Here is a 14,464-nt window from a genome sequence, read left to right as displayed (position 1 = left end):
GATTTTAAGGCGGCTTTGCGTATCGTAGCCATGGGGAATGGACGCTCCGGATGCCAACCATTGTACCCATTCGCCATAGCCCTCGTTTCCGCCCTCTCCCGGAAGGAAAGGGCGGGCGAGGTATTTCAAGCGACGTTTCCGTCAAGCAGCCGATCTGCTCTTCATCTCCAGTATGTCTTTCCTGACTTTGCCGAGCAAATGGTCACGCAGCGCTGCTGGCAGGTCAGCGATGCTGCCGGCTTCCGCCGTCGCCCTCCAGGCCGCTACATGCGTGCCGGTGGCAAGTTTTTCCGATCGGCCGCCGGGCATGAGCCGGAAAAAGTCGAATGCCAGTACGACGCCTTTTTGGTAGATCCCTGCCAAATACATACGGGCTTTGATGGTATCGAACGGCATTGCGTCCCGGAGGTGCCGGACTTCGGTGAAGATGCACCGAAAGCCTCCTTGCGCTTCGCCGATCCGATAGGCATCGGGAACGATGCCGTAAAAATAGCCATCCCGGAGTACCCCTTGCAACTCATAGTACTTCGAATAGTAGATATTGCCCACCAGATTCGCGTCATTCGGCGAGGTGGCGACATTCTGCTCGGAAAGCACCAGGCCGGCGACGGGCCCCGGTTTTTCGCGCCACAAGGCGGCGCCGATGCGGTCCGATGCGGGGACATGGCTGGGCTGGTCATTTTGTTCGAACCCGTCGGCCGTGGATCCGAGCTCCCGGAAGAAGCCGTCGAGATACGGCGGATACGGTTCGGGCGTGACCACCCCGTGGGAGACGACCCTGGCCCAGGTCATCTGGATCTGGCTGGTTGCCACGCGCTCCTGCGTCCCATCAGGCAGGACCCGGTGCCATTCGAATCCGACGGCGACCGTCGAATCCCCGGGGCCATTGCGGCCAAGGAAGCGGCATGACACCTCCATGATCTCCCCCGCATGTACCGGCCTTTCGATGGATGCCCAGGAACGGTTGGTGACCCAGGCATGCTCGCCCGATGTGAATTCGTCGGTGAGCCGGGCCAAAACAGGCCTTAGCGCCATTTCCCTGAGCCGTCCCATCCACTCGAAGAAGCGGGAGAAATAAAGCGTACCGTCGGCGTTGGCGCCATCTTTGAATGCCAGAGGAAAACGGAACGCGATATGGTGGTCGCAATCCGGGTCGGCGATATGGGTTTCGACCCGGAGAAAATCGGAGGGATTTCCGCCCGCCGCCAGCCAACGGGTCCAAGATCCATCGCGTCCAGCCACGGTCTCGGGTTGAGTCGCTGCCGCAACCTCCCGGACCGGTCCGTCCTCCGCCGTTTCCGGTGAGCTCTCGTCACGCTGTTCCCGATCGAGCGTATCCTTTCCGTTCGGATTCGACCCGCCGTTTACGACCATGGCTACCATGCAACGCTTCCGTCCGGCGACCATTGCCGGGAAGCTCACGACCCGCACCCGGACCTCTTCCCAGGTGGCGCGGAACAGGACGGTATCGGCATGCCGGGCCTCGATATCCAGCGTGATGTCGCGGGTATCGAGAGCCTTCATAGCCGCCTCCAGCGCAGACCAAACCCGCGTTCCGGCCTCATCCAGTGCGTCCCCTTCGCGTTCCAGGCGGTCGACGAGTGCAAACAGCCCGGCGTTCAGCATCGCACGCCATTGATCCCGGCTGCGCTGGATTGGACCCACCAGATCGCAGCCTTGGAGCCCCATGCCGGCAACGCAAAGCAGAACCTCGTCGTCATGGCTCAGTGATACTTCCAGCGGTGCGAAAGCCGCTTCCGGCTCCATGAGTCCGCCCGCCGCATCCGTTCCCGACCGGCTGTGCGAGCGGTACAGCACCGGTTTGCCGGTTTCCAGCCAGCGTACCTCGAGGTGCGAGGTATCTACGGCGAAGCGGAGCCCGGCCTCGCGAACCGCAGCGTGAAAGACCGGACGGCATATGACGCGCCTTCTGTCGCGCTTGCTGGCATGGAGATTGGGAATGTTGCGGACGATCACGGATGGGGCCGAAAGACCGAATTCACGGGCCCTTTGGTCCGCTTCGCTCTGCAGCGCCGGATCGTCCGACAAGTTTGCCCGCGCCAGCAGTTGGGCCGGGGTCGGCAGATCGGCGCGCCGATCCAGCCTCTGCACTTCGTAGCCAGTGATGCGCTCGATGACCCGGTTCTGGCCGTCGAACACCGTGACTTCTCCCAGTATCCGGCTGCCGTTGCGTCCGACGACCTTGGCTTCGGCCCGATAGCTGGCGCCGGGCGCATCGCCGCTATAGAGGTCGATGCGTCCGATACGGACCGGCAGGCAGACTTCCGGTGTTAGCGATATCTGGGCGGCCTGCAGCAGGGTGTCGCGGTAGAACGGATCGCCCAGCACCAGCGGAGCCCGCACCGTATCCGAGAATCCTTCGGGGTTACGAATCGTCTCACCCTTTGCCTCGGTCACGAAAACGACATGGCTGTCGTCCAGTGATTCCACGCCGCTGATACGTTGGAACAGCGGCCCCTGGAACAGCACGCCGCCGTAGAGATCGATCTTCGGCACGATGCCCAGCAACTGGCGCGGCGGCAGAGCGGTTTCTCCCGCTGCGGCGTCTCGACGCCGCCCCAGCACGAAGCGGGCAGCGAAATGCGCAGGTTCCATGCCGGTCTGTTCGGCATGGATCGACGCTTCCACCACGACCGGGTCAGAGACCTCCGTGCGTTCCAGCGCCAGCGCCCGTATCTCGATGCGCTGCGGCCGTTCCCGGCTCACGACGATCGGCCGTTCCAGCCGGATGTCCTCGATCCGCACGACCGCCGTCTCCGCACTCCCGGCGACCCGCAGTACCGCCTGGGCCATGGCTTCCAGCCCCATGACGGTAGGCAGGAGCAGGGAACCGCGGTAGTCGTGGTCGGCCAGATAGAGATCGTGCCGGGTGTCGAGGCTGACCTGGGTGATGAGTTCTATCCCTGCCTCGAAGCGTTGCACCTCGCCGTGGAATCGGCCGGGCGGGGTGGTCGCCTCGGCCATCGGGGGGCGAACCCAGGTGGCAAGGCCGTCGGCACTGGCGGCCACGATCACTTCCCGTGCCGGCGGCGCGGTGCGCATCCAGCGCAGGAACTGGCGCACGCCCTCGGAGATCGGAATGGCGTCGATGCCCAATTGGCCCAGGTGGCGGACGCTGCCGAGCTTCACGCCCATGCCGACCTCGTCCCATACGCTGAAGGCATGGCAGACTACCGCCGTGTCCGGATGGGCTTGTGCGAATCCGTCGAGCAGCCGCGCCACCGCTTCGTTCGAATAGGCGTACCAGGCGTTGTTCTTCATGCCGGTCACACCGATGATCGAAGTCAGTGCCGCGAACAGCTTGGGCGGATGGTTCTCGAACAGGGCCAGCAGGTTCTCGGCGCCTTGCAGCTTGGGCGCGATTTCGAGCCGGGCCTGTTCGGCGGAGACCTCGGCCACGGGCCGCGGGGTATTGGTGCCGGCGCCATGGATCACGCCGGTCACCGGCCCCATTTCGCCCCGGATCGTCGCGACGGCCCGTTCCATTGCCGGGTAATCGGCGACATCGGCCGCGTAGTACCGGCAGTCGATGCCCGCTTCCGCGAACCGCTGCAGGGTCGCCGCCAGTTCTCCGGTTTCGCCGGGCTGCGGTGCCGGCGAGCGGCCGACCAGGGCGAGCCTGACGCCGGTCTCAAGGGCGAACGCCAGCGCGCACTCCGCGGTGATGCCCTTGCCGCCGCCGGTGACCAGGACCACGTCCTTCGCCGACCATTCGATCGAGCGCGCCGCGCAGTCCTCGGGCTCGACCGGGCGGATGCAGCGGGTCCAGCGCATGCCTTCGGCGTCGTATTCCACCGCCTTGTAGCCGGGCTGTCCGGACAGTTCGGCCAGGGTCCGGTCGGCGACGAAATCGGCGGCCAGGGAGGGATCGAAATCGATCACGCCGACCTCGAGTTCCGGCCGTTCCAGCGAAAGGCTGCCGGCGAAGGACCAGGCGCTGGGCGCCCCGCCACCCGGCAGCTCGCTGCCGCCGCTGCGCTGGAGGAAGATGATGCTCCTCAGGTTTCGCCAGGCGGCGGGAGCCCGTCGGGCCAGACCGTGAATCACCGCGAGCTCGTGGATACCGGCGCCGGCGACCGAGCCGGTGCGCGGCGCATGGGTATCCGATAGCACGACCACCAGCCGTTTGGTGCCGTCCGCGAGATGGGCCTCGTCCAGAGCCCTCGCATTCAGCACGCGGGCGGCAAGGCGCCGTCCCAGATTCTCTCCGAATGGAACGCCGGCTTGGGGGAGCAGGATGAGACATTCGCCGGCTGGAGGTTCCGTCGCGGCCGAAGGCGAAAGGAGCGGAGCGGCGACTCTAGCCTGGTTGAATGCCCTCACCCAGTGCATGCGTCTTGCGGGTTCCGTTGCGGCAGCCGCCGCCGGTTCGCAGCGTGCGGAATCTCCGCCGATCGCGGCCTGGAGCGCGGCGGCAATTTCCCCCAGGGTCGCGTTGGCCAGCGGCGCGGCTTCGATCCGGTCCTGGGTGCCGGTGCTGAGGATGAGGTCGCCTAACAGCGCGCCGGCTTTGATCGAATCGATGTTGAGGTCGTCCAGCAGGCGCTGGTCGGGCGCCAGACAGTCGCGGCTGAAGCCGGTGCGCTCGGCGACCAGGCCGAGCAGCAGGTCCATCGCCGATGCCGGCGCCGGCACTGCGGAGGCCTTTGCAGGCGCCGCGGGTGCGGCGACGGCGTCGAAGGACTCGATCACATTGCCGACGGTCTCGGCGTTCATTCGCATCGGATCGATCTTTCCTTGCACGCCCAGGCGGATCGCGGCATCGCCGAGCAAGCTGCCGATCTTGATCGAATCCAGGTTGAGGTCGTCAATCAGGCGGGCGTCGTCTTTCAATGTGTCGATCGCGAAGCCGGTGCGTTCGGCCAGCAGCTCCAGGACGACCCTGCGCGCCGAGGCAGCCGTCACGTCAGCGGTTTCGGGAGCGGCGGCCACTGGTTCAGGTGACCATTCCGCCGGGGGCCGCGGCACCTCGGCGACGATCTCGCCCTTCAGGCCTTCCGAGACGGCCCGCATGCGGTCCAGCAGTGGCCGGCTGGCCAGCAGGGCGCCGATTCTCAGACCCAGTTCCGCCAGGTAATCCCGGTTGCCGGGAAACCGGCGGTTCACCAGTAGCAGCACGCCGAGCGGAGAATGCTGGATCGTCAGGATGGGAACACAGTCTACGGTGCGGGTGCGGGTGCCGGCGAGACGGTCGAGCGCCGGCTCGAAACGCGGGTCGGCATGGGCATTGGCCAAATGCAGGGAGCGCCGGGTCGCGAATACTTCGCCGGGGATGCCGCTCTCGGCGCTCAGGCGCAGGACTTCGGCCTTGTCGTGGATGGCGGGATGGAGCGTGCCGGTGTCGCGGTCGTGCAGCAGGATCGCGCCGTATTCGGCTCCGAGGCTGTCCTTGGCCGATTCCACCAGGTTGCCGATGATTGCCTCCGGGGGCCGGTCCGCGGTTCCTCTCGCCACCGCGCCGTGCAGCAGCGTCTCGATTCCCTGCAGTTCGCGGGCGCGTTCGGCCATGTAGGCCTGGATCAGGCCGGGTGCGGCAATCGCCGCCAGCTCGGCCAGGATTTCGGCGTCCATTGGGGTAAAGGGTTCGCCGGGCCGTCGGGCGACGCGAACCAGGCCGAGAGGGTGGCCGGCTCCGCTGGGGAAAGGCACGTAAAGAGCGGTCCATTCGAGCGGGACGCCGAGGGCTTCGAGTTCGGCCCGGAAACGGGGATCTTCCCCCAGCACTTCGATGGCCTCCGGCGCCCCGGAGCGGAGCACGTCGGCGAAGATGCCGTCGGCGGCGCTCAGCCGATTGGCGAAGGCGTCGAAGGGCAGGACGACCCGCAAGGCATCCTCGGCCTGTTCGTACAGCAGCACCGCGGCGTGCTCGGCGTGAACGGCGTCGCGGAAGGCCGCCGTCAGCGTTTCCGACAACTGGGCGAGATCGGAATTTGCTTGCCCCTCGATCCGGCGGAGCGGACCGGCCGTCAGGAGGGGGCGGGACCCTGCGGCGGCGGGGACGGCGGCGAGTTCGCGTTCGCAGGGCGCAACGTAGAACTTGCGTTCCGACGCCGGTACGAAGGGCCGCACCAGCCGGTTTTCGTACAGGCGTTCCCAGCGCAGGGCGAGTCCGCGAACATGGGCTTCGGCCACCACCGCATTGAAATCGCCGTCGCGTCCCGGCCGCCCTTCGACCGGCAGGCAGGGACGCACGCGGACAGCGGCGTGGCTTTGCGCCAGTCCTGAAAGCACCCGGCCCGGACCGACTTCCACCAGCCAGTCGCAATGGTCCGACATCGTTTCCAGCAGGCGGGTGAAGTTCACCGGCGATACGACTTGGCGGGACAGGTGCGCGCGCAGGTCCGCGCCGGACGCGATTTCGCTGCCGTCGATGCTGGAGAATACCCGCACGGTCAGGTCGCCGGCGCGGTCGGGGAGGTCAGCGCCCCGCCGGAAGTTCTCCCCTGCGCTTTCGACCAGTTTCGAATGGAAGGCATTGGATACCGGCAACAGGCTGGCGCGGATGCCATCGGCGTTCGCCAGCTCGACGGCGCGGGACACGGCCGTACGCTCGCCCGAAATCACGGTCTGCGATGGCGAGTTGACGTTGGCGATCGCGCAATAGCCGCTCGCCGCGCGGGCGATGATCGCCTCCGCGGCCGAGGCGTCGCAGGCCAGCACACCCATGGCGCCTGCCTCGCCTTCCGGCGCCGCCATGGCGAGCCCCCGCAGGGTTGCCAGACGGATGAGGGTCGAAGTGTCATAAGCGCCGGCCGCGGACAGCGCGGTGAGTTCGCCCAGGCTGTGTCCTCCGACTACGGCGGGAAGGATGCCGAGCGATTCGAGCCGTTGTTTCCACAGAAGGGAGGTGGTGCAGATCGCAGGCTGGGCGTTTTCGGTGGCGGTCAGCTCCGCCATCCAGGCCGGTTCGAGCGTTTTCGCCGGATCGCGCTCGCTGGGGCGCAGGTACAACCGGCTCAGGGGGCCGTCCTGGCCGTTGGGGCGCAATGCCGCCGATTCGGAGTCCGAGCGTTCGATGGTGTCCCGCGCCCATTCGAAACGCTCCACCAGGCTGCGGCCCATCCCGATCTGCTGGGAGCCTTGGCCCGGAAACAGGAAGCCGACCCGCTGCGGGGCGGCCGCGTGGCCGATCCAGACTTGATCTCCCTGCCACAAGGTGCCCGCCGCCGGGAGCTCTTGCTCCAGCCGCTGCGCCAGCAGTTCGAGCCGGGCTTCGAGCTCTTCGACCGAACCGGCGACCGCCGCCGCCCGCCAGGGCCGGTCATCGGCCAGGGCCGCCGCCTGGGCCGCCGCGTCCACCAGTTCTCCGGCCGCCATTCCTCTGACCTGCTGCAGAAATACGCGCACGGTTCGGAGCAGCGAGTGTGGGTCGGAAGACGAGAATGGAAAAACTTCCGTATGCTGGCGGCTGGCCAGCAGGATCCGCTCCGGCAGGGAGGGGGCGAGTTCCGGCGCAGGCGGGTCGCCGCTTTCCAGAGTCACGTGGCAGTTGATGCCGCCGAACCCCATGGCCGAAACACCGGCGCGCAGGCGCTCGCCTGGCGCCTTTATCTGCCCGTCCAGTACCGGGTAAAGCCCCCGCGCCGAATCGGCGAAGCTGGCGTGCGGCTCGGCACAGCCGGCAGTGGGCGGCACCACGCGCCGGTTGACCGCCAACACCGCCTTGATGAATCCCCCGATGCCGGCTGCCGCCTTGGTATGGCCGACGATGGATTTGAAGGAGGTCATGCCGACCGAGTGGTCCTCGACCGGACCGTGAGCCGCCAGTGCGCCGGCCACGCCCTCGAGTTCGGTGCGGTCGCCCACGGCGGTCCCGGTGCCGTGGCCCTCCACGAATGCCAGCGTCTGGGGGGCGTAGCCCGCCGCCCTGTAGGCGCGCAGCAGCGCCTGGGTCTGGCCCTTCGCGCTGGGCGCGGTGATGCCGCCGCGGCCGTCGGACGACACGCCCCAGCCGCGCAATACCGCATATACCGTGTCGCCGTCCCGGCGGGCATCCTCCAGCCGTTTCAGCACCACCATGCCGCAGCCCTCGCCGGGAATGAATCCCTTGCCGCGCCGGTCGTAGACCCGCATTTCGTCGCGGGTGAGGGCGGTTGCCTTGGCGAAGCCGATCAGTTCGAGCGTGTCGAGGCTCACGTCGACGCCGCCGGCGATCGCCAAGTCCATCTTGCCCTGTTGCAGGTAATCGGCGGCGGTGGCCACCGCCAGCAGTGACGATGAGCAGGCCCCGTCAACGATGTAGCCGCCGCCGTGCCAGTCGAGGTAGTTGCAAATGCGGCCGGCGATGGTATTGGCCAGGCTGCCGGCCAGCGTGTCTTCGTTCACTGCCGGGAACACCGACTTGTAGACCTCCTCCATCGCGGTTTCGAATTCCTGCATCAGGTCTTCGGGGAGGCCGCGCGCCTCCGCCGTCTTCCGTAGCACCCTGCGGACGAAGGGCCAGCGCAGCCGCATCGTGCCGGCGCGGGTTTCCTCTCCCGTCAGGGTATTGCCGATGATTGCGCCGGCGGTATCCTTCGGGAGGGAATCGCGGCTGACGCGGGCATGGCTCAGCGCCTCCAGGGACGTGGCCAGCGAAAGCCAATGGACGATGTCCGTGGTATCGAACGTCGACTTCGGGATGCGGTAGCTGCCGGGATCGAACTCGAAGCCGTCGAGGACCGCGGCTTTGCGTCCATAGGTTTTATCGGAGACCGCAGGGTCCGGGTCGTAATAGTCGCCTAGCGGCAGCCGGACATCGGGCATTTCGCGGAATTGCTGGCGCCGGGCAAGAATGTTTTCCCACAGTTGCAACAGGTTTCCGGCGCCGGGATAGCGGCAGGCCATGCCGATAACGGCGATCGGTTGAGCGGTTTCGGTACGCATTGGGTATGTCCTCCTGAAAAAAGGAACTGCCCAGGATTGGGCATGAGAGATGATGCTAGCTTTACGATGGAACTTTGAGACGCCAACGTGACCTAGCGGGGGTTGCGTCGAAGTTCAACGTAACAAGAATCCGGAGGAATTCAAGGGACATACTGAAATGGAGCCGGCAGCCCCATTATGGGGAAGGAAGTGACGGGGAATAATGGGAGTGCAAAAGGATTGCCGGCGGAGCCCGAGGTTCTTCCGGCAGGGTGTCGCTGCGACCTATGGCGAGAAGCGGCCTTCGAACCACCGGTATAAGGTTGGCAGAACCACCAGGGTAAGCAGTGTCGAGGTGATGAGGCCGCCAATCACAACGATGGCCAGCGGCCGCTGGACTTCCGAACCGGGGCCGGTGGCGAACAGGAACGGCACCAGGCCCAGCATGGCGACGGTGGCGGTCATCATGACCGGCCGGAAACGCTGCTTGCAGCCTTCGACGATGGCGGCTTCGCAGTCGATGCCGGTTTCGCGCAGACTCCGTATGTAGGAAACCAGGACGACGCCATTCAGCACCGCGATACCCCAAAGCGTGATGAAGCCGACCGAAGCCGGCACCGACAGATATTCGCCAGAGGCGAACAGGGAAAAAATCCCACCCATGGAGGCGAAGGGGAGGACCAGAATGATGAGGCTGGCGAATCGCAGCGAATTGAACAGTAGGAACAGCAGGAAAAAGATCGCCGCGATGGTGATTGGAATGATGACGAGCAGGCGATTCATGGCGCGCTCCAGGTTCTCGAACTGGCCGCCCCACTTGAGGTAATAACCTTCGGGCAGCTTGACCTTTTCGCCGACGGCCTTTTGCAGTTCGGCCACGAAACCGCCCAGGTCGCGGCCGCGCACGTTGGCACCGATCACCAGGCGGCGCTTGGCCATTTCCCGGCTGATCTGGGCCGGGCCGTCGGTCAGCCGGATTTGGGCCAGATGCTCCAGCGGCACCAGCGCGCCATGGTGAGATTCCAGCATGATCTTGCCGATGGCTTCCTGGCTGCCGCGGAAGCCGTCGGGAAACCTTACCACGGTCTGAAACCGCCTTTCGCCCTCATAGATCTGGGTCGCGTCGCGCCCTCCGATCGCGGTTTCGATGATGTCGTTGATGTCCTGCACGTTGATTCCGTGGCGGGCGATGGCCCAGCGGTCGATGTCGATGGTGAGGTACTGCTGGCCGCTGACCCGCTCCATCCGGATGTCCGCCGAACCCCGGATCGAGTTGAGCACCCGGATGATTTCATCGCCCTTGAGCTTCAACGTCTCGAGTTCATCGCCGAAGATCTTGATGGCGATGTCGGACCGCACGCCGGTGACCATCTCGTCGACCCGGTCCGAGATCGGCTGGGCCATCACGACCTGAACGCCCGGCAGCACCTTGAGCTTCTCGGCCAGGGCGTCCATCACGTCGTCCTGGTCCCAGCCGCGCGGCAGCTCGTCCTTCGGCTTGAGGGTAAGGATGGGGGTGGATTCGTTCTCCGGCTGGGTGTCGGTCGGGTTCTGGCTGCGGCCGAGCTGAGACACGGCGCGTTCGATGCCCGGAACCTGCATGACCAGCCGCATCGCCTCAGTCTCCATTTCGATCGATTCGTCCAGCGACATGCTGGGGGCCCGGTTGATGCCGGTGACGATCGAACCCTCCTTCATCTCGGGAATGAACGAGGTGCCCAGCAAGGGGAACAGCGCAAGGCTCGAGGCCAGCAGGGCCAGGGCCGTGGCGACCACCGTCCGCGGCCGGCCGAGCGCAACCCGCAGCAGGGCGAGGTAGGGGCGCTTCATTGCCGCGATGATACGGGTGTCGTGCTCGGCCCCGCCTTTGAGCAGGTAGGCGCACAGCACCGGCGAGAGGGTCAGCGATACGATGAGCGAAATAAACAGCGCGATGGCGATGGTGTAGGCCAGCGGGGCGAACAGCTTCCCTTCCAGGCCGGTCATGGTCATCAGCGGCAGGAACACGAGGCAGATGATGCCGACCCCGAACAATACCGGCGTGCCGACCTCGGCGGCGGCGCGCAGCACCACCTGCAGCTTGGGTTCCCCGGTATCCTTCATTTCGCCCAAGTGGCGGAAGGTGTTTTCCACGACCACCACCGAGCCGTCGACCATGATGCCAATGGCAATCGCCAGCCCGCCCAGCGACATCAGGTTGGCCGAAATGCCATAGCGGTTCATGACCATGAAGGTCACCAGCGGCGTGACCACCAGGGTCGCCACCACGATCAGGCTGGAACGGACGTCGCCCAGGTAAAGCAGCAGGATGACGACGACCAGCGCGATGCCTTCGATCAGCACCTTGGTCACGGTGTGGACGGCAGCGTCCACCAGCGTGGTGCGGTCGTAGTAAGGCACGATTTTTAGGCCGCCGGGCAGCATGCCCTTGTCGTTGATCTCGCGGATCCGTTCCTTCAGTTCCGTGACGATGCGCTTGGCGTTGCCCCCGCGGATCATCATCACGATCCCGCCCACGGCCTCGGTCTGCCCGTTCTTGATGACGGCCCCGTAGCGCACCGCGTGGCCGATCTTCACCTCGGCCACGTCGCGGATGAACACGGGTGTGCCGCCGCTTTCCTTGAGCACGATGTTGCGGATGTCCTCGATGTTCTCGATCAGCCCCAGCCCGCGGATGAGGTACTGCTCGGCATAGCGGGGCAGCTTGCCGCCGCCGCTGTTGGCGTTGTTGAGCGCCAGGGCCGTGTAGATGTCCTTGAGCGAGATGCCGTAATGCCTCAGGCGGTCCGGGTTGGCGAGCACCTGGTACTGCCGCTCGAAGCCGCCGATCGAGTTGATTTCCGCGACGCCGGGGACGCCGCGCAACAAGGGGCGGACTACCCAGTCCTGAATGGTCCGGCGCTCGGTCAGCTCCTGCTCGGTCAGGACACGGTCACGGTCGTCCGGGCGCTCCAGGGTGAACTGGTAGACTTCGCCCAGGCCGGTCGACACCGGCCCCAGCACCGGCGTGATGCCTTCCGGCAACTGGGCAGCCGCTTCGATCAGCCGCTCCAGCACCAATTGGCGGGCGAAGTAGACGTCGGTGTCGTCGCTGAACACCAGGTTGATCTGGGACAGGGCGTTGCGGTTGACCGAACGCATCTCGGTCAGGCCCGGCAGGCCGGTCATCGCGATTTCCAGCGGCACTGTCACGAAGCGCTCGACCTCCTCGGGCGAGCGCCCCGGCGCCTCCGCCGCGACCTGGACCTGGACATTGGTCACGTCGGGGAAGGCATCCACCGACAGTTCCTGCATTGCGGCGATCCCGAAGCCCAGCAGGCACAAGCTTAGGATCACGACGACGAGGCGTTGCCGGAGGGCCGCGCGGATGAGGGATTCGATCATGGGGGAGCAGTCTGTGGTTTATCGCAGGGTGGCCGAGAACTCCTGGAAATCAGCTCCGCTGCTCTTCGAGTCCGAAGTCAGCTCGATCCAAGGTGGCTGCGGCAGTTTAGCAAAATCCGGCTTTCCTGCCCGCGCCGCCAACCGAGGGCGGGAATCGGAGATTGGCTCGGGATACAATCGAGTCTCACCTACCGATTGGAAGCCAGCCTGCCATGCCACAACCCCAACGCCTCATCGTCGGCATCAGCGGCGCCACAGGAATCATCTATGGCGCGCGGCTGCTGGAGCTGCTGAAGGAGACCGGGATCGAGACGCACCTGGTGGTGTCTCGGGCCGCCGATCTGACCCGGGCGCACGAGCTGGAGCTGAGCGCCGCGGCGCTGAGGGGGCTCGCCAGCGTGAGCTACGGCGCCAACGACGTCGGCGCGGCGCTTTCCAGCGGTTCTTTCCGCACTGCGGGCATGGTGATCCTGCCGTGTTCCATGCGCACCCTGGCCGAGATAGCCACCGGCGTGACCAGCACCTTGCTGACCCGTGCCGCCGACGTGGTGCTGAAGGAGCGGCGGCGGCTGGTATTGCTGGTGCGGGAAACCCCGCTGCACGCCATCCATCTGCGCAACATGCTCGCCGTGACTGAATGCGGCGCGATCGTCATGCCGCCGGTGCCGGCCTTTTACACCCGGCCGCAGACCATCGACGACATGGTCACCGACACCGTGTGCCGGGTGCTGGATTTATTCGACATCGACGTGGGCCGGGCCAAGCGCTGGGGGGAAGATATCGACACCGGCGCTGCCGATATCTGAGGGGCCTGGGCAAAGCCTATTCGTTTGTCCATTGCAGGTAGTGTACAGGCGTGCCGTCGGGATCGCGCAGCGCGAACGTTCGGGCGCCCCAGCTCGTCGTGACCGGGGGTGGAGCGTCGATCGCTAGGTTCCGGTATACGGCATCCACGTCTGCGACTTCGATTACCAGATGGATTCGGTCGCCGACCGGACCGAGTTCCAAGGCCGCCTTTTCCTGGGCGGCATCCAGGATTTCCAGTTTCAATCCGTTCAGGTCGAACACGCAGCCGCGGCCGTTCGGGCGATCCCATTGTTTCAAGACGGCGAAACCGAGCGCCTCGCCGTAGAAATCCGTCAAAGTCTCGAATCGCCGGGTCGCCAGCGCAACGTAGCTCACGGTGCGGCGAGGGCTCGGCCGACTTCGGGCAGCAGCGCCGGGCCGCGGTAGATGAAGCCGGTATAGACCTGCACCAGACTGGCGCCGGCGCCGAGCTTCGCCACGGCATCCGCGCCGGAAAAGATGCCGCCGCAGGCGATGATGGGGACCCGGCCCTGCAGGGCATCGGCCAGCCGGGCGACGACCTCGGTCGAACGCGAAAACAACGGTTTGCCGCTCAGACCGCCGGCCTCATCGGCATGTTTCAGCCCCTCTACGCCGTCCCGCGAAGCCGTGGTATTGGTCGCGATGACCGCGTCCACCCCGTGGCGGACCAGGGCGCTGGCTAGCGCCTTGATCTCCTCCGACTCCATGTCCGGCGCGACCTTGAGCGCCAGCGGCACCCGCCTGCCGTGTTCTCCGGTCAGCTCCTCGCGTTCCTGCATCAGCCCGCCCAACAATTCGTCGAGCTGGGCGCCGAATTGCAGGCTGCGCAGGCCCGGCGTGTTGGGGGAGGACACGTTGAGGGTGACGTAGTGGGCATACGGATAGACCGCTTTAAGCCCGGCGCGGTAATCGTCCAGCGCGCGCTCCACCGGAGTTGTCAGGTTTTTGCCGATGTTGATCCCTAAGATGCCGCGGTAGCGGGTCTGCCGGACGCGGGCGATGAGGTGTTCGACGCCCGCGTTATTGAAGCCCATGCGGTTGACGATAGCGCCGGCTTGCGGCAGCCGGAACAAGCGCGGCCTGGGGTTGCCGGGCTGGGCGCGCGGCGTGACCGTACCGATTTCGAGGAAGCCGAAGCCGAGCGCGGCCAGCCCGTCGATGCAGTCGCCGTTCTTGTCCAGGCCGGCGGCGAGGCCGACCGGGTTGGGGAAGTCCAGCCCCATGACTGTGCGCGGGCTGGCGGGCAGGGTTTGCCGCAACGGATTCGCCGTCCCCAGCTTGGCCGTCAGCCGCAACGCGGACAGGCTGAGTTCGTGGGCGGTTTCCGGGTCCAGGCGGAACAGCAGAGGACGGAGCAGATTTTCGTACATGGGGAGGGTGGAGGGTT

At 65.9% G+C, this 14,464-nt stretch carries 5 protein-coding genes; 1 reads left to right on the top strand and 4 read right to left on the bottom strand.

The features are described 5' to 3' along the window. Positions 1-141 precede the first annotated feature (141 nt). On the bottom strand, positions 142-8,886 hold the full coding sequence (locus OOT43_RS03795; RefSeq protein WP_266023381.1) for a type I polyketide synthase: 8,745 nt from the start codon (positions 8,884-8,886) through the stop codon (positions 142-144). A gap of 264 nt (positions 8,887-9,150) precedes the next feature. Beyond that, the gene (locus OOT43_RS03790; RefSeq protein ID WP_266023379.1) at positions 9,151-12,249 is read right to left on the bottom strand and encodes an efflux RND transporter permease subunit; all 3,099 of its coding nucleotides are present in this window, start codon (positions 12,247-12,249) and stop codon (positions 9,151-9,153) included. 212 nt (positions 12,250-12,461) lie between these two features. Here OOT43_RS03790 and OOT43_RS03785 point away from each other — a divergent pair, with 212 nt between their 5' ends. Further along, on the top strand, positions 12,462-13,055 hold the full coding sequence (locus OOT43_RS03785; RefSeq protein WP_266023378.1) for a UbiX family flavin prenyltransferase: 594 nt from the start codon (positions 12,462-12,464) through the stop codon (positions 13,053-13,055). A gap of 16 nt (positions 13,056-13,071) precedes the next feature. Here the strand turns inward: OOT43_RS03785 and OOT43_RS03780 are convergent, their stop codons facing one another. Then, positions 13,072-13,431, bottom strand: a complete 360-nt coding sequence (locus tag OOT43_RS03780) for a VOC family protein (RefSeq protein ID WP_266023377.1) — start codon at positions 13,429-13,431, stop codon at positions 13,072-13,074. Next, a complete protein-coding gene (locus OOT43_RS03775; RefSeq protein ID WP_266024827.1) occupies positions 13,428-14,447 on the bottom strand; it encodes a quinone-dependent dihydroorotate dehydrogenase in 1,020 nt (339 codons plus the stop codon). Before OOT43_RS03775 ends, OOT43_RS03780 begins: the two co-directional genes overlap by 4 nt. Positions 14,448-14,464 lie beyond the last annotated feature (17 nt).

It is taken from the genome of Methylococcus mesophilus (assembly GCF_026247885.1).
Taxonomy (GTDB): Bacteria; Pseudomonadota; Gammaproteobacteria; order Methylococcales; family Methylococcaceae; genus Methylococcus; species Methylococcus mesophilus.
This window is presented reverse-complemented; position numbering and strand designations above follow the sequence as displayed.

What these genes read in the sequence shown, in the direction of transcription:
- OOT43_RS03795 (WP_266023381.1), bottom strand. Translation starts at nt 8,886, where the DNA reads ATGCGTACCGAAACCGCTCAACCGATCGCCGTTATCGGCATGGCCTGC.
- OOT43_RS03790 (WP_266023379.1), bottom strand. Translation starts at nt 12,249, where the DNA reads ATGATCGAATCCCTCATCCGCGCGGCCCTCCGGCAACGCCTCGTCGTC.
- OOT43_RS03785 (WP_266023378.1), top strand. Translation starts at nt 12,462, where the DNA reads ATGCCACAACCCCAACGCCTCATCGTCGGCATCAGCGGCGCCACAGGA.
- OOT43_RS03775 (WP_266024827.1), bottom strand. Translation starts at nt 14,447, where the DNA reads ATGTACGAAAATCTGCTCCGTCCTCTGCTGTTCCGCCTGGACCCGGAA.